Origin of the sequence: Franconibacter daqui (assembly GCF_014644275.1) — a bacterium.
Lineage (GTDB): Bacteria > Pseudomonadota > Gammaproteobacteria > Enterobacterales > Enterobacteriaceae > Franconibacter > Franconibacter pulveris.
In genome coordinates this window covers 1,908,227-1,927,346 of the sequence record NZ_BMKJ01000001.1, presented here as the reverse complement: position 1 = coordinate 1,927,346, position 19,120 = coordinate 1,908,227, and the positions used below count along the sequence as shown (strand labels likewise).

Genomic DNA, 19,120 nt, shown 5'->3' with positions numbered 1-19,120 from the left:
AGTTCACCCCGTATACAGGAAAAGAGGGCGCGAAGTGTAGCACAATCGCCCCGGCGTGACACCGGGGCGAGAGGGTTAGCGGGGCAGCGCGGTGCCCCATTGACGCCACTCTTTCGGCTCGCTCTCTTCCAGCAGGAAGTGCTTACCGGATTGCGCTTTAGGCGCAAGCGGCGTGCCCGGCGGCGTGGCGAAAGCGATGCCGCCGCGGATGAACTGATTGAAGGTGCCGGTTTTCACCACGCCCCCCGTCAGGCCGAAGTCGAGGCTGTAGCCGGAAGCGAGCCAGAACACGGAGTTCTCGCGCACCAGATGCTGGTAACGCTTGCTGATACGCATTGAAACCATCACGCGATCCGAAAGGCTGCCCAGTGCAAGCCCGGTCACCGTGCCCACCTCCATGCCGCGGAACAGCACCGGCGTGCCGATATTCAGCGAGCCTGCTTCCGGCGCTTCCACCACAATGCTCAGGCCGTCAAGGTAGCGCGAATCGGTAATGGTGGTCTCCTGCAGCTCAAAGTCGCGCAGCGCCTTGCCGCGTCCCGGCTCGACGTTGATATACGGCTGCAGGATTGTGTCGAGATGCTCAACGCCTGCGGCGGAAATCTGCGGCGTCACCACGGAAAAACGGGTGCCGGCGCGGGCGAAGGTTTTTACATACTCCGGATAAAGCACGGCGGTGGCCTGCACTTCGCTGCGCTCGGTAATCAAATCCAGCGACTCAATCTGACCGATATTAATGCCGAGATAGCGAATCGGCATGCCTGCGGCGAGCTTGCCTGCATCAAAGGCGTGCAGCGTAATTTGGCTGCCCACCGCGCGCGCGGCGGTTTCCGAAGGATAGAGGATACGCTTGTCGTTTTTAGACATGCCCGCTCCCGCGCCGCTCAGGTTATCGAAACTGATAGCCCCTTTCAGCGCACGGGAGAGCGGCGAAGCCTGCACGGTCAGGCCGCTGCCGTTAAGCTGCACTTTCGCGCCTCCTTCGGCCCAGAACACACTGTTCTGCGTCAGCAGATTTTTATATTCGGGCTTGATGTGAACTTCGATGTCAAACGCGTTGGCGCGCGGGCGAACGGTAATAACTTCGCCCACTTCAAACTTCCGATAGAGCACCACAGAACCCGCCTGCACATCCGGGAGGCTGTCGGCGGTTAAGGTAAGCGTGGTCGTGGGCAGGTCGCTCAGGCTATTTTCCACCGCTTTTTCCAGATTGGCGAAAAGCGGATACGTTTCTTTCATTTCGCCTTTGCTGCCCGGCAGCACGCGAATGCCGCCGTTAATCCACTCGGCTGCGCTGGCGCCGAGGAACTCCACGCCATCAAGGCCGACTTTTACATCCACGCGGCTGTTGACCACGAATTTGCTGTCGCCTTTCACCAGGTCGCGATACTGCGGGTCGATAGCCGCAGAGAAGCTCACGCCCTTTGCGGAAAGCGAGCGCTCCAGCACCTGGCCTATCTGGATGCCGTGCAAAATGAGCGGCTGGCCGGCGTCGATGCCGTAGCTTTCCGGCGCGGTCAGCGTGAGGGTCAACACGTTCGGCTGCTGCAATGGCGTTTTGTCGGCGGGCAGCACGACAAAATGGTTGCGCGGCTTGCCTTCGCCCGGCACCAGTTCGAACGTGCTGCCGGTCAGCAGGGTGCTGACGTTTGGATTGTTAAGCGAGAGTTTAGGGCTCTTGAGTTCAATGCGCGTGCCGTCGCGCAGCAGGTTAACCACGCTTGGGTCGACGGTCATTTCCCCGGTCACCGCGCCGCCCGGGTTAAGGTTGAGTTTGGTGAGCGTACCTACCTCAAGCCCCTGATACATCAGCGGCGTGCTGTCTGCCTTAAGCCCTGCGCCACTCGGTAAATCAAGCCGGACGATAACGCCGCGCTGGCTGTGCGCGAGGTCTTCATACAGACCGAACTCATCGTTCTGCTCGGCGCGGGCGGAATCGGGCGGCGAGTCAAACGCGATAGCGCCGTTGACCAGCGCCGCCAGGCTCTCAAGCTGCACCTGCGCGCCGCTTAAGCCGACATCGGCCTTCACGCCTGAAACGTTCCAGAAGCGGCTGCCTTTTTTCACAAGGTTGGTGAAGCGCCGCTCGATAAGCACATCAATGGTGACGCCCTGCTTATTGGTGTTAATAGCATAGTCATAGACGCGGCCGACCGGAATTTTACGGTAGTAAACCAGCGAGCCGCTGTTCAGCGAACCGAGATCGGGCGCCTGCAGGTGAATCATCAGCTCGCCGTTGTTCAGCCGGTATTTGGGTTGCGTATCAAGCGCAGTGAAGTGATCCTGCGGTTCGCCTTTGCCAGGCATCATGCCGATATAGTTACCGCCCACCAGCGCATCGAGCCCGGAAATCCCGGCAAGCGACGCTTTAGGCGTAACCAGCCAGAACTGGGTTTGATCGCGCAGCGCGTCTTTCATGTCGTTTTTGATGCTGACGGTAACTTCAATTTTATTAAGATCGTCGCTTAAACGAATATCCTGCACCGTGCCGACCTCTACCCCCTGATAACGCACGGGAGTGCGGCCGGCGACGATGCCGTCGGCCGACATAAAATCGATAGTGACGGTGGTGCCGCGCTCTTCATAAGTAGTCCAGATAAGCCAGCCTGCGATCAGAAGCGCAATAACCGGCAGCAACCAGAACGGCGAAATACGGCGTTTTGTTTTAATTCGCGCTTCAGTCTGTGAAGCGGGCATTTCCTGACTCATGTGCGTCCCAAAGTAAGCGGCTGTCCAGCCATTCAACTGCAAGAATAGTCAAAATCACCGCTGCGCCGAAATAAAACGCAGCGGGTCCCATCGTAAACGCCAGCAACTGGTCACGATTCACCAGCGACATGGTGATTGAAATAACAAACAGATCCAGCATCGACCAGCGACCAATCCAGGTCACAAGACGCAGCAGAAGTATGCGGGTCCTCAGGCCCTGCTGGCATTTAAAATGGATGCTGACAAGCAGCGTCAGCAGCACGATAACTTTCGTAAACGGCACCAGAATACTGGCGATAAACACCACGCCCGCGACGGCGATGTTGCTGTCTGCGAGCGAAATAATGCCCGACATAATGGTGTCTTCCTGCCGTCCGCCGTTAATGTAAATCACTGAGATTGGCAGCAAATTGGCAGGCAATAACAGCACCAGCGCGGCGATAAGCGCAGCCCAGCTTTTTTGAATGCTGTGCCGACGACGCGCGCGCAGGGGGATATGGCAGCGCGGGCAACGGCCTCGCCGGTCCGGCACGCCGGTGTAATGACAGCCCAGGCAGACGCGGATATTTTCCTGCAGGCGAGTGGTGGGCCGCTGGGGATAAAAACGCTCCCAGAGTTGCTCGACGTTGAGATGAATTATCGTCATCACGCTTAAGATAACCAGCGCCACGAAGGCGAGCAGACCGATGCTGGGTTCAAGCCAGGCGTAATCGCGCACCTTGATTGAGGCGACGCCTATCCCCACCAGATAAATATCCAGCATCACCCACTCTTTGAGCCTGTCGAGCATCAGCAACACCGGGCGCAAATTCATGCCGAGAATATTACCGAACCAGAGCCAGGCGATAGAGGCGACAAGGGTCGCGGGCGCGCCTACGGCGCAGAACAGCACCATCGCCGCGGTGAGCGTATCGCCCTGGCGCGCCATCTGCCAGATGCCTTGCATCAGGTTAGCGTCGATGCGCGTGCCGAGCAGATAGAGGCGCAGCAGTGGCTCGCCCCAGGCGAACGGCATCAACAACAGCATGGTGGTAGCCATCGCCGCCAGGCGAGTCAGCGACCAGTCGCGTCCGTCACGGATCTTCGCGTCGCAGCGCGGACAGTGCGCCGTCTGACGGGATGACACTACCGGCAACAAAAAAAGCATGTCGCATTGCGGGCAACGTTGATAGTGTTCGTAAGGCAACGGTTCGCCGATGGCGTGAACCTTTAATTTTTTGCGAGCTGGCGCCGCGGTAGATTTAAGAGCCATCCAGGTCAATTCTTTTTATCAGGTTTCTATATATTAACGCATGAAATGATTCATCTTGAGCATGAACGCATTTAATGCTTATTTTAATAAGCCAGCAATTAAGTTAGACACTAAGTGAACAAACAATGAACAAAACAGACTTTTATGCGGATTTGAACCGCGATTTTCAGGCACTGATGGCAGGGGAAACCAGTTTCCTGGCAACGCTCGCGAACACCAGCGCGCTGCTTTTCGAACGCCTCGAAGGCGTTAACTGGGCAGGTTTCTATCTGCTGGAAGGCGATACGCTGGTGCTCGGTCCCTTTCAGGGCAAAATCGCCTGCGTGCGCATTCCGGTAGGCCGCGGCGTCTGCGGGACGGCAGTCGCCACTGGCGAAGTGCAGCGCGTTGACGATGTGCACGCTTTCGACGGCCATATCGCCTGCGATGCCGCAAGCAACGCGGAAATCGTCCTGCCGCTGCGGATTGAGAACCAGACTATCGGCGTGCTTGATATCGACAGTACCCTCTTTAACCGCTTCGATGCTGACGATGAGCAAGGGTTGCGGGAGCTGGCAGGACACCTTGAGAAGGTCATCGCCAGCACCGATTTTAAAAAATTCTTTGCGACGTTCGCATGATAAACAACGGATAACGTGGCATTTAGCGATGGCGTCATTATAATGACGCCTGTTCATGCCTGCGGCTTGTTGGCAACATCCGTTGTAATCAGGAAATTTCATGGAAAATCAACCTAAGTTGAATAGCAGTAAAGAAGTTATCGCCTTTCTGGCTGAGCGTTTTCCTCAGTGCTTCAGCGCCGAAGGTGAAGCGCGTCCTCTGAAGATTGGTATCTTTCAGGATTTGGTCGCGCGCGTTGAGGGCGAGATGAACCTCAGCAAAACGCAGCTTCGTTCCGCATTACGTCTTTACACTTCAAGCTGGCGCTATCTGCACGGCATCAAGGCGGGCGCGACTCGCGTGGATCTTGATGGCAACCCGTGCGGCGAGCTGGACGAACAGCATGTCGAGCATGCGCGTCAGCAGCTTGAAGAAGCGAAGGCGCGCGTTCAGGCCCAGCGCGCCGAACAGCAGGCCAAAAAGCGTGAAGCCGCTGCCGCCGCGGGCGAAGGCGAAGAGACGCCGCGCCGTGAGCGTAAACCGCGCCCTGCGCCTCGTCGTAAAGAGAACGCCGAGCGCAAACCTCGCGCGGCTAAACCGGCGGACAAAGCGCCGCGCGCGCCGCGTGAAGAACGCCATACTCCCGTTTCCGATATTTCTGCGCTCTCCGTCGGGCAGGCTATCAAAGTGAAGGCGGGCAATAACGCGATGGATGCCACCGTGCAGGAAATCACCAAAGATGGCGTCCGTGTACAGCTGACTTCTGGTATGTCGATGATTGTACGCGCAGAACACTTACTGTTCTGAAACGGAGGTCAACCAGGGCATGAACACTTTTTTTAAGCTCACCGCCGTCGCTGGCCTGCTGCTTATGGCAGGCCAGGCGCTGGCTGTGGACGACATTACTCGTGCTGACCAGATTCCAGTTTTAAAAGAAGAGCCTCAGCACGCAACGGTGAGCGAGCGCGTTACTTCCCGTTTTACCCGCTCTCATTACCGCCAGTTCGACCTCGATAACGCCTTTTCGGCAAAAATTTTCGACCGCTATCTGAACCTGCTGGACTATAGCCACAACGTTCTGCTGGCGAGCGACGTCGAACAGTTTTCAAAAAAGAAAAATGAAATCGGCGATGAGCTGCGCACCGGGAAACTGGAGGTTTTCTACGATCTCTATAACCTCGCGCAGAAGCGCCGTTTTGAACGTTACCAGTACGCGTTAAAGGTGCTGGAACGACCGATGGATTTCACCGGTAACGACACCTTTGAAGTAGACCGCAGCAAAGCGCCGTGGCCGAAAAGCGAAGAAGCGTTAAACCAGCTCTGGGACAGCAAAGTCAAATTCGACGAGCTGAGCCTGAAGCTCACCGGTAAAAGCGATAAAGAAATTCGCGAAACGCTGACCAAGCGTTACAAGTTCGCCATTCGTCGACTGGCGCAAACCAACAGCGAAGATGTCTTCTCCCTGGCGATGACGGCCTTCGCTCATGAGATAGATCCGCATACCAACTACCTTTCTCCGCGTAATACTGAGCAATTCAACACCGAAATGAGCCTCTCTCTGGAGGGGATCGGCGCCGTGTTGCAAATGGATGAAGATTACACCGTAATCAATTCCATGGTTGCGGGCGGCCCGGCGGCGAAAAGCAAGGCTATCAGCGTTGGCGACCGTATCGTAGGCGTTGGGCAGGTGGGTCAGCAGATGCAGGATGTGATCGGCTGGCGTCTTGATGATGTCGTTGCGCTTATTAAAGGGCCTAAGGGCAGCAAAGTGCGCCTGGAGATCCTGCCGGCGGGTAAAGGCACCAAGACCCGAATCATTACGCTTACGCGTGAGCGTATTCGTCTTGAAGACCGCGCGGTTAAAATGACGGTGAAAACGGTCGGCAAAGAGAAAATCGGCGTACTGGATATTCCTGGCTTCTATGTCGGTCTGACCGATGACGTTAAAGTGCAACTGCAGAAGCTTGAGAAGCAGAACGTCAGCGGCGTGATTATCGACCTGCGCTCTAACGGCGGCGGCGCGTTGACCGAAGCGGTTTCGCTCTCCGGCCTGTTTATACCCGGCGGCCCGGTTGTGCAGGTGCGTGATAACAACGGCAAGGTGCGTGAAGATAGCGACAACGACGGTGTGGTTTATTACAAAGGCCCGCTGGTGGTGATGGTCGACCGCTTCAGCGCTTCCGCTTCGGAAATCTTTGCGGCGGCGATGCAGGATTACGGTCGTGCGCTGATTGTCGGCGAACCGACGTTCGGCAAGGGCACCGTGCAGCAGTATCGCTCTCTGAATCGTATCTACGATCAGATGCTGCGTCCGGAATGGCCAGCGCTGGGGTCCGTGCAGTACACCATCCAGAAATTCTACCGCATCAACGGCGGCAGCACGCAGCGTAAGGGCGTGACGCCGGATATCATGATGCCGACCGGTAACGAAGAGACCGAAACCGGGGAGAAATTCGAGGATAACGCGCTGCCATGGGATAGCATTAATGCGGCGACCTTTGTGAAGTCTGGCGATCTGACGCCGTTTGGGCCGGAACTGCTTAAAGACCACAATGAGCGTATCGCTAAAGATCCGGAATTCCAGTACATCATTAAGGATATTGCGCGTTTCAATGCGCTGAAAGAGAAGCGTAACCAGGTTTCGCTCAATCTTGCCCAGCGTGAGAAAGAGAACCAGGAAGAGGACGCGACGCGTCTGGCGCGTATTAACGATCGCTACAAGCGTGCGGGCAAACCGCCTCTTTCAAAGCTTGAAGACCTGCCTAAGGATTACCAGGAGCCGGATCCGTATCTGGATGAAACCGTCCATATCGCCCTTGACCTGGCGCATCTGGAAAAGGCGAAAGCACCGGAAAAACCCGCAGCCAGTCAATAATCCTACCGCAAACAGGCACATGAAAATGTGCCTGTTTTTTTACCTTTATATGACCGCCGTCAGCAAAATGCTACAAAATGTAAAGTTACGTATTTTTAGGCACTTGCTTTGGCGCTACGCTTGAAAATGGCGCGCGGAACCCTACGATGTGTGTAACCGCATAAGGCGTATTGTTAAACCGAGGTAAAAAGAAAATTATGATGCGAATCGCGCTTTTCCTGTTGACCAACCTTGCGGTCATGGTTGTCTTCGGGCTGGTGCTCAGCCTGACAGGAATTCAGTCCAGCAGCGTGCAAGGGCTGTTAATTATGGCGCTGTTGTTTGGTTTCGGCGGATCCTTCGTTTCGCTACTGATGTCCAAATGGATGGCGCTGCGTTCGGTAGGGGGAGAGGTTATTGAGCAGCCGCGTAATGATACAGAACGCTGGCTGATGGATACCGTCGCCCAACAGTCACGTCAGGCGGGCATCGCTATGCCGCAGGTGGCCATCTACCACGCGCCCGATATCAACGCTTTTGCGACGGGCGCGCGGCGAGACGCTTCGCTGGTGGCGGTAAGCACCGGGCTGTTGCAGAACATGAGCCGTGGCGAAGCGGAAGCGGTTATTGCCCATGAGATAAGCCACATCGCGAACGGCGATATGGTGACCATGACGCTGATTCAGGGCGTGGTAAACACCTTCGTTATCTTTATCTCTCGTATTATTGCGCAGATTGCGGCCGGTTTTCTTGGCGGCAACCGCGACGAGGGTGAAGAGAGCAACGGCAACCCGCTTATCTATTTTGCTGTCGCAACCGTACTGGAACTGGTGTTCGGTATTCTTGCAAGCATCATTACCATGTGGTTCTCCCGCTACCGCGAGTTCCACGCCGATGCGGGCTCGGCGAAACTGGTGGGCCGCGAGAAGATGATTGCCGCGCTTCAGCGTCTGAAAACCAGCTATGAGCCGCAGGAAGCCAGCAGCATGATGGCGTTCTGCATTAATGGGAAGTCCAAATCCCTGAGCGAGTTGTTCATGACGCACCCGCCGTTAGATAAACGCATCGAAGCGCTGCGCAGCGGACAGTATCTGAAATAAGCGGACGGAATTGCCGCCGCTGTAAATGAAAAAGCGTGCCTCGGGCACGCTTTTTTTATGCAACGCGCGGTTGAGTAACGCGAAGCCCGCTGATTATCGCGGCGAGCGTCGCCAGCCCGCCTGCGAGCAGCAATGAAGCGTGAGTGCCCGCGCCAGCGAACTGATTGAACATCAGCGCCACCAGCGCCGCGCCGCTGCTCTGCCCAAGCAGGCGCGCCGTACCCAGCATACCGCTGGCACCGCCGCTGCGCTGGCGGGGGGCAGAAGAGATAATCGTGTGGTTGTTAGGAGACTGAAAAAGCCCGAAACCCGCGCCGCACAACACCATACGCCAGATAATGTCGGCATCGGTTGGGTTTTGCGGCAGCAGCGCCAACGCGAAAAGCCCGCAGGCCATTATCGCAAGCCCAGCGGCGCCAAGCAGGCCCGCATGCACTCGTTCAATTAAATGCCCGGCCAGCGGCGCCATCACCATCGTGGCGAGCAGCCATGGCGTCAGCAGCAATCCCGTCTCCACCTCTGAGCGCCCCAACACCGTTTGTAAAAAGAAGGGCAGCGAGACCATTGCCAGCATTTGGGCGCAAAAAGAGCACACCGAGGTGCCGATAGAGAGCGAAAAAAGCGGAATACGCAGCAGATCAATGGGTAATAGCGGTACGGGCAGACGCAACTGACGGCGTACAAAAACAACGCCGACGACCAGCAGCGCCGCCAGTTCAGCAAGCACCCAGCTTAGCGGTTGCCCCTGAGCGAAACCGCTAAGCGCGGTAATAAGCAAGCCGAAAGTCAGCGCATTCATCACGGCGCTCGGCAAATCAAAGCGTTGCTGCATGGCTTTCTGCGGATTTGGCGGCAAAAAGCGTAACGCCAGCACCAGCGCCACGAGCCCAGGCGGAACGTTGATCAAAAATAGCCATTGCCAGTTTGTTACAGAGAGGATAGCCGCAGCAATTGTTGGGCCTGCCGCAGAGGAGACTGCAACAATAAAGGAGTTGATGCCCATGCCCCGGCCCAGATGTCGTGCGGGATAAATAAGACGAATCAGCGCGGTGTTCACACTCATCAGCGCCGCGCCGCCAAAACCTTGCAACACGCGGGCGAAGGTCAGCATCTCCAGACTGTGCGACAGGGCGCAAAATAGCGAGGTCAACGTGAACACTACCAGACCCCACTGATAAACCCTCCGGTAGCCAATCATATCCCCGAGGAAAGAGAGCGAAAGTAGTGAAATGACAATGGCTATCTGGTAAGCGTTGACTATCCAGATGCTACTGGCCGCCGAAGCATACAAATCCTGCGCAATGGTTGGCAGCGCGACATTTGCAATAGCGCCGTCAAGCACTGCCATCATGATCCCGATAGCGATGGTTAAAATCGCCCCATAGCGTTGTGGCAAGGGCAGCCCCTCCGCCACCGGTTTACCCGCAGCGAGCGGTTTTGTTGACACCATAATTCGATGCGTCTCTGTAATAGTGATGGAAAAGAGGAGTTTGACATACTTTATTTCGGTTTTATGTCGCAGATTTGTAACCAACGGGCAGAGATTCATTGCGGCACAAGTAGCGCGAAATTATAATAAAAACCGGTTCTGATTTTTATAAAACAAATGCGATCTGAGGTGATCAATGGCAATCGCAGATTTGGATAAACAACCGGACTCCGTCTCTTCGGTTCTGAAGGTCTTTGGCATTCTTCAGGCTCTGGGCGAAGAACGTGAAATTGGTATCACCGAGTTGTCGCAACGCGTCATGATGTCAAAAAGCACCGTTTACCGCTTTTTGCAGACCATGAAATCGTTGGGTTATGTTGCCCAGGAAGGCGAGTCGGAAAAATATTCTCTGACGTTAAAACTGTTTGAACTGGGCGCGCGCGCTTTACAGAATGTCGATCTTATCCGCAGCGCGGATATTCAGATGCGTGAACTTTCACGTCTTACCAAAGAGACGATTCACCTGGGCGCGCTGGATGAAGACAGCATCGTTTACATCCATAAAATCGACTCTATGTATAACCTGCGCATGTATTCGCGCATTGGCCGCCGTAACCCGCTTTACAGCACGGCGATTGGTAAAGTGTTGCTCGCCTGGCGCGACCGGGATGAGGTAAAGCAGATCCTCTCCGGCGTCGAATACACCCGCAGCACGGCCCGCACTATCACCAGTACCGATGAGCTGCTGACTGTGCTGGATAAAGTGCGTGAGCAGGGGTATGGCGAAGATAATGAAGAGCAGGAAGAAGGGCTGCGCTGCATTGCCGTACCGGTATTCGACCGCTTTGGCGTGGTCATCGCAGGTCTCAGCATCTCCTTCCCGACGCTGCGTTTTTCTGAAGAGCGTCTGCACGAGTATGTAGAAATCCTGCATAACGCCGCCCGCAAAATCTCTGAGCAAATGGGCTACAATAGCTATCCGTTCTGAGAAACAAGCCGCAGCCTGTCTGCGGCTTATTTTTTTAATCCACCACTTTTTCCACTTTATGCAGCAGCGGGCAGGCGGTCACGCCGATTAAGCCGCTGTCGGTATGAATAAACTGCCGGGTCACGACATCGCGGGCAGTCAGATAGCGACACTCCAGTCCCATACCCGCTGCGTTTTCTGTACTGGAAATGATTACCCCATATCCGCTGAACAAAAGAGCCAGCCAGGCCAACGCCAGGAGGCCAGCAAGTCTTACTATTGTCCGCATCCTTTTCTCCTTATATCGTTGTTTTTTATTGAGCCTGCAGCTCTTTACGTTGCGTAACAAGTCGATGATTCCTAAATTAACCACTTAAGGATACAGTGACCTTTGGTTTAAGGTGCATGGGGTAAGCTGCCCTGGTAATGCACAAAAGCGGAGAGGGTAGTGAAAAAATTCAGGTGGGCTATTTTGCTGGCCGTGCTGGTGGCCTGTTTATTGCTATGGACGCAGATGTTGAATGTAATGTGCGATCAGGATGTTCAGTTTTTCAGCGGTATTTGCACGATTAACAAGTTTATTCCCTGGTAAGCGCATTTTTTTCGGAAATGATTTCCTTGGCTGCGGGCAGTGGTAGAATGGCCCGTCTTTCTGAGGTAGCAACATGAACGAATTAATGAACTCCGGCGCATTGAATATCGCTGCGCTTGCTCTTTCTCTGCTGGTTACGCTTGTAGGGCTGATAGTCTGGTTCTTTGTGAACCGGGCAAGCGTCAGAGCCAATGAGCAAATTGAACTGCTCGAAGCGCTGCTCGATCAGCAAAAACGGCAAAACGCCCTGCTGCGGCGTCTTTGTGAAGCCAACGAGCCGGATGCCGCGGCGGCGGAATCTGCGGAAAAACCACAGCCGCCCGCTGATGATTTTGTCCGTCTGGTGGCCGAGCGTTAAACCTACTCTGGCGGAGAAGCTATGGCCTGGCGCAATCCCTGGTTTAATCCTGCCCAACCTCATCACTCGCCTGAAGGTTTTCGTAACCTTTCGCCTGTCGGTCATCAGCCGGGCGACGTCGAGCGCTGGCAGAAAGAGCGGAAAGCCCAGGGGCTTCCGCATCCACCACAGGGCGGTTATGACGCGTTCCTGCAACAGTGGTGGCAAAGAGCGGAAATCAGGGGAGAAGAGGATGGGATGTGGTGGCTTGGCCATGCCTCTTTATTACTGCGCATTAACGGGCTCTACATTCTTACCGATCCGGTTTTTTCGAGGCGTGCGTCGCCGCTGACATTTTACGGGCCATTACGCAAAACGCCGCTGGCGCTGACACCGTCCGAGCTTCCCGCGCTCGACGCCATCTTTATTTCTCATAACCATTACGACCATCTCGATCGCGCCACGGTGCGTCAGCTTCACCGGCGGTTTCCGCAGGTCCAGTTTTTTGTGCCGTTGGGGCTGGGGCGCTGGTTCGCCCGCCTCGGCATAAAAAAAGTGACGGAGCTGGACTGGTGGCAAAGTGTTAGCTGGCAAGGGCTGACGGTAACCTGTGTGCCCGCACAGCACTGGAGCATGCGAACATTATGGGATAGGGATCGCACCTTGTGGTGCGGCTGGGTTGCGCAAAGCAGCGCGCTGCGCTTTTGGTTTAGCGGCGATACGGGCTATATGCCGGAGTTGTTGCAAATTCCTGAGCGCCTCGGCCCGTTGGATGCCGCGGCTATTCCTATCGGCGCTTATGCGCCACGCTGGTTTATGTGGCCCCACCATATGGACCCTGAAAATGCGGTGCGCCTGTGGCAGCAGTTAGGCCGCCCGCTGAGCGTTCCTATTCACTGGGGGGTATTTGAACTTACCGATGAGTCGCTTGACGCGCCGCCGCGAGAGTTGCTGGCTGAGCTGGAAAAGCAGCAAGAAAAGAGCGAAACGTTTTCCCCTCTTAAAATCGGTCAATATTTATCCTTGCCTGGCAATAAGCTTTAATTATTAAACAGGCGCTCACGCATAATAAATTCATGCTTTACTGGCGATATAACTTATATTCGAAGCGCGAAGCCGCCTCGTTTTGATGCAGCGTCATTAAATCGTCATTATTTTGGTGCACTATATTATTAAAATTGTACAACCCTTATTCCTTTGTACACCTTAATCTGCCGCTGGATACCTAATCAGCCTTGCAGGTAATAACGGGTATCAGTATTTTTTATTAAAGAAAAGATAAAAATTATAACCATATGCTTTTTTGCGTTTAAGAATGTTCTTAGTCGTCTGGACGAACCGAAGCTATTGAGCTATGGTAAAAAAGTCCTCAACGGGCATAACTCGCAGCGAAACGAAAAACGTTAAGCGGCAGAGTGTTAGCTACGATAACTGGCGCCTCAACCAGACGCTTTGTTAGCTAACTCTGAATATGTGCGTTAGATCGAGACACGTTTAAAAATGGCTTGCCATTATTTACGTTGTATGTGATAACAACTTGTGGGTCAAACGAGGTACAGTTCTGTTTATGTGTGGCATTTTCAGTAAAGAAGTCCTGAGTAAACACGTTGTCGTTGAATACCGCTTCTCTGCCGAACCTTATTTTAGTGCCTCATGCAGTAATGTCTCAGTTTTATCTCAGTAATGCCTGCGGGCGATGAAAATACTCTTAAGGAATTTGCAAAATGGCAAAGATTAAAGGTCAAGTTAAGTGGTTCAACGAGTCTAAAGGTTTTGGTTTCATTACCCCGGCAGACGGCAGCAAAGATGTATTCGTACATTTCTCTGCAATCCAGGGTAACGGCTTCAAAACCCTGGCTGAAGGTCAGAACGTTGAGTTCGAAATTCAGGACGGCCAGAAAGGTCCGGCAGCAGTTAACGTAACTGCTATCTGATCGCATAAGCGCTGACCTTGTGTTGCTTGGCGCGCACAAGTCAGAGTCTAAAGCCTCGCTTTTGCGGGGCTTTTGTTTTCCTGCCGCTGTTTATCCAGCGTTTCCCCACCTACTAAATCGCGCTACACTTTCGGCCTTTCAGTTGCGCCGGAGTCGTTATGTCTTTTATTTGCCCGCTTTGTCACGCCCCGTTGAAGGCGGAAGCGAAAAGCTATCGTTGCCCGCACGGGCATCAGTTCGACAAGGCGAAAGAAGGGTATGTCAACCTGCTGCCAGTTCAGCATAAGCGGTCCAAAGATCCAGGCGATAGCGCGGAAATGATGCTGGCGCGACGCGCTTTTCTGGAGGCTGGCCATTATGACGCGCTGCGCCAGGCGGTCGGCGAGGCGCTGAGCAAAGCACTGCCGGAGCAGGCCGAAGCGGTGCTGGATATCGGCTGTGGGGAAGGGTACTACACAGCCAGGTTTGCGGACATCGCCGCCGCCAGAGGAGCGCAGGCATTTGGCCTTGATGTCTCCAAAACGGCCATCCGCTTTGCGGCGAAACGCTATCCGCAGGCGCAGTTCTGCGTTGCCTCCAGCCATCGTTTGCCTTTTGCCGATGCCTCTCTGGATGCGGTTATTCGTATTTACGCGCCCTGCAACGCCGGGGAACTGGCGCGGGTCGTTAAGACAGGCGGAGTGGTGATAACCGTGGCGCCCGGACCGCGGCATCTGGTTCAGCTCAAGGGATTGATTTATGAGAATGTGCTGCTGCACGAGACGGATAACGAAACGCTGCCGGGTTTTCGTCGCCTTCAGCAGAGCGAACTGAGCTATCCGATGGCGCTTACGGGCAACGAGGCCGCCGCGCTATTACAGATGACGCCATTTGCCTGGCGCGCGCGTCCGGAAGTAGGGGAGCAGCTGCGTCGGCAGGACATCTTTCATTGTGAAACCGATTTTTGTCTGCGCGTCTGGGTTCGTGAGGCTTAACCGGCGAAGTGGCTCCAGAGGATCTGGCATCCGATGCCAATCAACACCAGTCCGCCTAAAATTTCGGCCCGTTTGCCAAGCAGCGGGCCGATAAAACGGCCGACCATCATGCCGAGCGTAGACATAATGAGCGTGGCGCAGCCAATAGCGAGCGCAGTATAGAGAATATTGACCTGCAGGAAAGCGAGACCTACGCCCACCGCCATGGCATCGAGGCTGGTGGCGAATGCCGTGGTGACAAGTAGCCAGAAGCTATGGCGACGCAGCGGCGCCATGTCATCTTCTCCACAGCCGCGTACCCCTTCGATAATCATTCGCGCGCCGAGGAAGACAAGCAGGACAAAGGCAACCCAGTGGTTCCATTCCATCACGAAATGCGTAGCGACTTGTCCAAGCGTCCAACCGACCAGCGGGGTGATCGCTTCTATAACGCCAAAAATAAGACCTGTGCGTAGCGCTTCAGTAAAACGGGGTTTGTGCAGCGTAGCGCCTTTACCAATGGAGGCAGCGAACGCATCCATCGACATGCCGAAGGCGAGAAGTAGGGTGGCGGAAAGATTCATCACAACGTCCTGACCGGGGTTTTCCATATACACGCGCACTGCCCCCAGTAAACAGCAGTTAGCGTGCCTATGGTCTCGCCTGACTGACGGGCTGTCAGTCCGTACGCGCCACGTTTTTCAACGAGTATGTTGACGCGTACATTTCCTTTTACAGAAATCGGCTACTCCCCAACGACGGCCGCAACCTTAACATAATTAAGCGTTGCGAGACAACAAACGAGATTATTATTTTAATTCATTAGCGATAACGCGTTTCATTTATCTCATTGTGAATGTACTGTTACGCAATGTGGATTAATTAAAGCGGGCAGCAATATAGCAATGGCTATATCGCAGTTTATTTTTTAAACGCCGAAGATAGCCGTTGCTATATATTCATCCTATTGACTTTTCAAGAGAAAATGAGAGATCCTCTCCAGGTCGTCTATATTTCTCACACGGATAAGTAACCGGCGTTGTTCTAATTCCATTACCAGTACGCCGTCTTCGGATAAATTCATAACTTTAATGCGGTTATATTTTATCCAGGCGCCGGCAAAGAAAAAGCCCTGCGCTTTAAAGCGGATTTTGGGAATGCGGATCCAGAAAAGATAAATAACGACCAGCGCCAGCGCGCACAATAACCAGAGCGTCAGCGTCGTCCCCCGTTGCGTAACATTTTGATAGATAAGAATGGCCGTCAGACCGACAAAAATCAGGCTGTCGACACGGCCACGCCTCAACAAAGGGACCGCCAGCAACGTCTTGCCGTAGCGTTTATCCATTATCCATTCATCATAAATAGCCCAGCCAAGCAGGAGGAGGATGCACAGCAGTAAAACTCCATCCGTAAGCGTCATACTTTCTCCATCAAAAAAAAGCCGGGAGCAACAAGCCCCCGGCAGCATAAATACTAATTATTGACCCAGCAAACCAACCGCGTAGCCGGCGATGCCGATAACAAAGAAGCCCACGATAATCCACAGCGGGTTAACTTTTCTGCGCAGCAGCCACATACAGGCGAAGGTCAGCAGCAGCGGTACCAGGCCCGGCATCAACTGGTCGAGGATAGTCTGCACCGTCGTGACTTTTTCAGCGCCCGTCTGGTCAGTGATGCGCGAGACAACCAGCGGAATGTTGACGTGGGTCCACTTGTTAACCAGCGCCCCCATAACAAACAGACCGAGTATTGATGCCCCTTCCGTCAACTTTTGCAGAAAGCCGCCGCCCATATCTTTAACAATATCCACCCCTTTGCGGTAGCCATAGGCCACGCCGTAATAGCGGGTGGCAAGGCGGATAAGGTTAAAGAACACAAAAAACAGCAACGGCCCAAGCAGGCTGCCGCTCATTGCAATGCCTGCGCCGAGCGCTGCGAATACCGGACGCACGGTTCCCCAGAAAATCGGGTCGCCGACGCCTGCGAGCGGTCCCATCAAACCTACTTTGATCCCGTTAATGGCGCCATCGTCAATTTCGGCGCCGTTGGCGCGCTGCTCTTCCATAGCGAGCGTCACGCCAAGCACAGGAGCGGCGACGTAAGGATGCGTGTTAAAAAACTCCAGATGGCGTTTGATAGCCTGACGTCGCGCTTCGTTGTTTTCCGGATAGAGCCGTCTGATGACCGGCACCATGGAGAAACAGAAGCCGAGCGCCTGCATGCGTTCGAAGTTCCATGAACCCTGGAAGAGGTTAGAGCGAAGGAATACGCTGCGAACATCGCCAGGAGTGAGTTTTTTCTCGCCTGTTGTTTTTGTCATATCAACCATTTCGCTCACCTGTTAATCCAGTTCGTTATCAAGATCGTTAGCACCGGCAGCCTGCGCAGGGGCCGCTGCGGAACGGTTGTATTTCGGGCTCAGCTGAATATAAAGCACCGCCATTACCGCGCCGATAACGCCCAGCGCCACCAGGTTAAAGTTAGTAAAGGCTGCAGTCACAAAGCCGAGATAGAAGAACGGCATCAGGTAGCCTGCGCGCATCATATTAATGACCATCGCATAACCGACGACGACGATCATGCCGCCCGCGATATTAAGACCGCCAGTTACCACTTCCGGAATAGCGTTTAGCATGTTCTGCACTTCACTGGTGCCGACAGAAATCGCCACAATAACCGCCGGGATAGCGATGCGCATCGCCTGTAAGAAAAGGGACGAGACGTGGATCCAGGAAAGCGCCGTAAGATTGCCTTTCTCCGCCGCACTGTCTGCCGCGTGCTGGAAGCCCACGGTAATCGTACGCACGATAATCGTCAGCACCTGACCTGCCGCTGCGAGCGGAATAGCAAGGGCGATACCTGCGCCAATGCTCTGATGGCCCGCAATAACCAGGATCGCGGAAATAATCGACGCCAGCGCCGCATCGGGCGCGACGGCGGCGCCGATGTTCATCCAGCCCAAAGCAATCATTTCCAGCGTACCGCCGATGATGATGCCGGTTTTCATATCGCCCAGCACGGCGCCGACTAACGTACAGGCTACCAGGGGACGGTGAAACTGAAATTCATCCAGCACCGATTCCATACCGGCAATACAGGCGACGATGAACACTAGCACAATCTGAAGAGTGGTAATCTCCATTGTACTTCTCCTATGCCATTAACTACTTAGAGGTGAACTGAGTAAAAAACGCCTTCAGCAAGGCGCCGCCGTCAGCGCGCTACTTTGCTGATCAAATCCATCATTTTCAGTTTGGGATCGTTAGAGACTTTACGAACTTCCAGCTCAATGCCGCGTTCGTTGAGTTTCCGGAAGGCCTCAATATCTTTTTCATCCACCGATACGGCATTGTTAACCTGGGTTTTGCCCTGGCGATAGGCCATGCCGCCGATGTTAACTGAGGTGATCTTAATGCCGCCTTCGACCACACGCTCCACGTCGGTCGGGTTAGTGAAGAGCAGCATGACGCGCTCGCGCGCATATTTAGGGTTGTTATAAACGCGGATCATTTTCGCCACGTCCACCACATGCGCGGTTACCCCCGGCGGGGCGACTTGCGTCAACAACGTCTTACGCACCGTATCAGCGGCTACTTCATCGCTGACCACAATAATGCGCGTAACGTTGGTCTCTTTGGTCCAGCGCGTCGCCACCTGACCGTGAATCAAACGGTCATCGATACGGGCAAGGCCGATGACCATATAATCGTTCGGACCCATCGGTTTGGCTGGCGCGGTGGTTTTCTGAGCGGGAGCCGCCACCGTCGCGGGAGCCGCCTTTTCCGCCGGTTTCGCTTTCAGCGCCTTCACGCCTTCGCGACCCGTCTCCACCGCCAGCGCCACCAGCTCATCAAACGTGGGGTTGTCATCACGGGCCATCAGGGTTTCAACCAGCATGGGGATGTTGACCCCAGCGACAACTTCATGATGCTCTTTATCGACGACAATACGGCTGGCGGCGTTGAAAGGGCTGCCGCCCCAGGTATCGACGAGAAACAGCACACCACTTGCGGTATCCAGCTTTTCCAGCTGGGCGTTATATTTCTCAATCAGCGTTTCGGCATTTTCGCCGGGAACAAAATCAATCCAGCCTACGTTTTCCTGCTCGCCTAACAGCATTTCGGCGGTTTTCAGCAGTTGTTCCGCAGCCCAACCGTGCGTGCCTATGACAATAGCAATAGTCACTTGCTACCTCCTTTGTGAGTCCGAACGCGCCGTTCAGGGCGCATCAAGAACGAGTTTCGGCGTACCGAACCAATGCAAAAAAAGGGGTTTGTTAATAAAAAGAATCTGTTACGCGAATTATTTTAGACAGTGAAAAAATATTTTATGTGACGAAGCTCTGTTATTGAGGCATGTCTCACACTCGCGCACGATGCGCTAAAATATG

General features: G+C 54.4%; 20 protein-coding genes and 1 riboswitch. Of the genes, 11 read left to right on the top strand and 9 right to left on the bottom strand.

Annotated elements, in window-relative coordinates:
• Positions 1–75: 75 nt before the first annotated feature.
• Entirely contained in the window at positions 76–2,709 is a 2,634-nt protein-coding gene (locus IEX01_RS09115; RefSeq protein WP_024555752.1) for a PqiB family protein, read from the bottom strand.
• Positions 2,678–3,961: a membrane integrity lipid transport subunit YebS gene (gene yebS, locus IEX01_RS09110; protein ID WP_024555751.1), complete on the bottom strand. Its 1,284-nt coding sequence runs from the start codon at positions 3,959–3,961 to the stop codon at positions 2,678–2,680. Before yebS ends, IEX01_RS09115 begins: the two co-directional genes overlap by 32 nt.
• Before the next feature lie 125 nt (positions 3,962–4,086).
• Between yebS and msrC the strand changes: the two genes are divergently transcribed.
• The 4 genes from msrC to htpX all read left to right on the top strand — a co-directional run bounded on the left by msrC (position 4,087) and on the right by htpX (position 8,515).
• A complete protein-coding gene (msrC, locus tag IEX01_RS09105; protein ID WP_048888663.1) occupies positions 4,087–4,581 on the top strand; it encodes a free L-methionine (R)-S-oxide reductase MsrC in 495 nt (164 codons plus the stop codon).
• Positions 4,582–4,681: 100 nt separating this feature from the next.
• Positions 4,682–5,368: an RNA chaperone ProQ gene (gene proQ / locus IEX01_RS09100; protein ID WP_028019878.1), complete on the top strand. Its 687-nt coding sequence runs from the start codon at positions 4,682–4,684 to the stop codon at positions 5,366–5,368.
• A 19-nt stretch (positions 5,369–5,387) separates the two neighbouring features.
• On the top strand, positions 5,388–7,436 hold the full coding sequence (gene prc, locus IEX01_RS09095; RefSeq protein WP_024555748.1) for a carboxy terminal-processing peptidase: 2,049 nt from the start codon (positions 5,388–5,390) through the stop codon (positions 7,434–7,436).
• A gap of 197 nt (positions 7,437–7,633) precedes the next feature.
• Positions 7,634–8,515, top strand: coding sequence for a protease HtpX (gene htpX / locus IEX01_RS09090; RefSeq protein ID WP_188723702.1), 882 nt, complete (start codon positions 7,634–7,636; stop codon positions 8,513–8,515).
• A 55-nt stretch (positions 8,516–8,570) separates the two neighbouring features.
• Here htpX and IEX01_RS09085 read toward each other — a convergent pair whose 3' ends face one another.
• On the bottom strand, positions 8,571–9,965 hold the full coding sequence (locus IEX01_RS09085; protein WP_188723701.1) for an MFS transporter: 1,395 nt from the start codon (positions 9,963–9,965) through the stop codon (positions 8,571–8,573).
• A gap of 175 nt (positions 9,966–10,140) precedes the next feature.
• Between IEX01_RS09085 and kdgR the strand changes: the two genes are divergently transcribed.
• Positions 10,141–10,932 (top strand): DNA-binding transcriptional regulator KdgR, encoded by a 792-nt coding sequence (gene kdgR / locus IEX01_RS09080; protein WP_024555745.1) that lies wholly within the window; start codon positions 10,141–10,143, stop codon positions 10,930–10,932.
• A gap of 34 nt (positions 10,933–10,966) precedes the next feature.
• Here kdgR and IEX01_RS09075 read toward each other — a convergent pair whose 3' ends face one another.
• Complete coding sequence (locus IEX01_RS09075; protein WP_024555744.1) at positions 10,967–11,200, bottom strand: YobH family protein; 234 nt, start codon at positions 11,198–11,200, stop codon at positions 10,967–10,969.
• A gap of 159 nt (positions 11,201–11,359) precedes the next feature.
• Here IEX01_RS09075 and mgrB point away from each other — a divergent pair, with 159 nt between their 5' ends.
• The 6 genes from mgrB to rlmA all read left to right on the top strand — a co-directional run bounded on the left by mgrB (position 11,360) and on the right by rlmA (position 14,748).
• The gene (gene mgrB, locus IEX01_RS09070; RefSeq protein ID WP_024555743.1) at positions 11,360–11,503 is read left to right on the top strand and encodes a PhoP/PhoQ regulatory lipoprotein MgrB; all 144 of its coding nucleotides are present in this window, start codon (positions 11,360–11,362) and stop codon (positions 11,501–11,503) included.
• Positions 11,504–11,576: 73 nt separating this feature from the next.
• Positions 11,577–11,861 (top strand): YebO family protein, encoded by a 285-nt coding sequence (locus IEX01_RS09065; protein WP_024561625.1) that lies wholly within the window; start codon positions 11,577–11,579, stop codon positions 11,859–11,861.
• A gap of 21 nt (positions 11,862–11,882) precedes the next feature.
• On the top strand, positions 11,883–12,884 hold the full coding sequence (locus IEX01_RS09060; protein ID WP_188723700.1) for an MBL fold metallo-hydrolase: 1,002 nt from the start codon (positions 11,883–11,885) through the stop codon (positions 12,882–12,884).
• 523 nt (positions 12,885–13,407) lie between these two features.
• The gene (locus tag IEX01_RS09055; protein ID WP_049293386.1) at positions 13,408–13,524 is read left to right on the top strand and encodes a DUF2627 domain-containing protein; all 117 of its coding nucleotides are present in this window, start codon (positions 13,408–13,410) and stop codon (positions 13,522–13,524) included.
• A gap of 40 nt (positions 13,525–13,564) precedes the next feature.
• On the top strand, positions 13,565–13,774 hold the full coding sequence (cspE, locus tag IEX01_RS09050) for a transcription antiterminator/RNA stability regulator CspE (protein ID WP_001062678.1): 210 nt from the start codon (positions 13,565–13,567) through the stop codon (positions 13,772–13,774).
• 158 nt (positions 13,775–13,932) lie between these two features.
• Positions 13,933–14,748 carry a 23S rRNA (guanine(745)-N(1))-methyltransferase gene (rlmA, locus tag IEX01_RS09045; protein ID WP_188723699.1) on the top strand — a complete coding sequence of 272 codons (816 nt, stop codon included), beginning with the start codon at positions 13,933–13,935 and terminating at the stop codon, positions 14,746–14,748.
• On the opposite strand, the gene mntP is transcribed toward rlmA, so the two are convergent.
• From mntP to manX, 5 genes are all read right to left on the bottom strand, one after another.
• Positions 14,745–15,311 (bottom strand): manganese efflux pump MntP, encoded by a 567-nt coding sequence (gene mntP / locus IEX01_RS09040; protein ID WP_024561622.1) that lies wholly within the window; start codon positions 15,309–15,311, stop codon positions 14,745–14,747. The genes rlmA and mntP overlap by 4 nt on opposite strands.
• An 81-nt stretch (positions 15,312–15,392) precedes the next feature.
• Positions 15,393–15,493: riboswitch (yybP-ykoY riboswitch) on the bottom strand.
• 198 nt (positions 15,494–15,691) lie between these two features.
• Positions 15,692–16,150 (bottom strand): DUF986 family protein, encoded by a 459-nt coding sequence (locus IEX01_RS09035; RefSeq protein ID WP_188723698.1) that lies wholly within the window; start codon positions 16,148–16,150, stop codon positions 15,692–15,694.
• Positions 16,151–16,207: 57 nt separating this feature from the next.
• The gene (locus tag IEX01_RS09030) at positions 16,208–17,059 is read right to left on the bottom strand and encodes a PTS mannose transporter subunit IID (protein WP_024555737.1); all 852 of its coding nucleotides are present in this window, start codon (positions 17,057–17,059) and stop codon (positions 16,208–16,210) included.
• Between the two features lie 12 nt (positions 17,060–17,071).
• Positions 17,072–17,872, bottom strand: coding sequence for a PTS mannose/fructose/sorbose transporter subunit IIC (locus IEX01_RS09025; RefSeq protein ID WP_024555736.1), 801 nt, complete (start codon positions 17,870–17,872; stop codon positions 17,072–17,074).
• A gap of 71 nt (positions 17,873–17,943) precedes the next feature.
• Positions 17,944–18,915, bottom strand: coding sequence for a PTS mannose transporter subunit IIAB (manX, locus tag IEX01_RS09020; protein ID WP_188723697.1), 972 nt, complete (start codon positions 18,913–18,915; stop codon positions 17,944–17,946).
• Between the last annotated feature and the right edge of the window lie 205 nt (positions 18,916–19,120).

Coding starts and splice junctions, on each gene's coding strand:
- IEX01_RS09115 (WP_024555752.1), bottom strand. CDS start 2,709: ATGAGTCAGGAAATGCCCGCTTCACAGACTGAAGCGCGAATTAAAACA.
- msrC (WP_048888663.1), top strand. CDS start 4,087: ATGAACAAAACAGACTTTTATGCGGATTTGAACCGCGATTTTCAGGCA.
- IEX01_RS09060 (WP_188723700.1), top strand. CDS start 11,883: ATGGCCTGGCGCAATCCCTGGTTTAATCCTGCCCAACCTCATCACTCG.
- cspE (WP_001062678.1), top strand. CDS start 13,565: ATGGCAAAGATTAAAGGTCAAGTTAAGTGGTTCAACGAGTCTAAAGGT.
- IEX01_RS09025 (WP_024555736.1), bottom strand. CDS start 17,872: ATGGAGATTACCACTCTTCAGATTGTGCTAGTGTTCATCGTCGCCTGT.
- rlmA (WP_188723699.1), top strand. CDS start 13,933: ATGTCTTTTATTTGCCCGCTTTGTCACGCCCCGTTGAAGGCGGAAGCG.
- kdgR (WP_024555745.1), top strand. CDS start 10,141: ATGGCAATCGCAGATTTGGATAAACAACCGGACTCCGTCTCTTCGGTT.
- IEX01_RS09085 (WP_188723701.1), bottom strand. CDS start 9,965: ATGGTGTCAACAAAACCGCTCGCTGCGGGTAAACCGGTGGCGGAGGGG.
- IEX01_RS09035 (WP_188723698.1), bottom strand. CDS start 16,150: ATGACGCTTACGGATGGAGTTTTACTGCTGTGCATCCTCCTCCTGCTT.
- IEX01_RS09055 (WP_049293386.1), top strand. CDS start 13,408: ATGTGTGGCATTTTCAGTAAAGAAGTCCTGAGTAAACACGTTGTCGTT.
- proQ (WP_028019878.1), top strand. CDS start 4,682: ATGGAAAATCAACCTAAGTTGAATAGCAGTAAAGAAGTTATCGCCTTT.
- IEX01_RS09065 (WP_024561625.1), top strand. CDS start 11,577: ATGAACGAATTAATGAACTCCGGCGCATTGAATATCGCTGCGCTTGCT.
- IEX01_RS09030 (WP_024555737.1), bottom strand. CDS start 17,059: ATGGTTGATATGACAAAAACAACAGGCGAGAAAAAACTCACTCCTGGC.
- prc (WP_024555748.1), top strand. CDS start 5,388: ATGAACACTTTTTTTAAGCTCACCGCCGTCGCTGGCCTGCTGCTTATG.
- mntP (WP_024561622.1), bottom strand. CDS start 15,311: ATGAATCTTTCCGCCACCCTACTTCTCGCCTTCGGCATGTCGATGGAT.
- IEX01_RS09075 (WP_024555744.1), bottom strand. CDS start 11,200: ATGCGGACAATAGTAAGACTTGCTGGCCTCCTGGCGTTGGCCTGGCTG.
- yebS (WP_024555751.1), bottom strand. CDS start 3,961: ATGGCTCTTAAATCTACCGCGGCGCCAGCTCGCAAAAAATTAAAGGTT.
- htpX (WP_188723702.1), top strand. CDS start 7,634: ATGATGCGAATCGCGCTTTTCCTGTTGACCAACCTTGCGGTCATGGTT.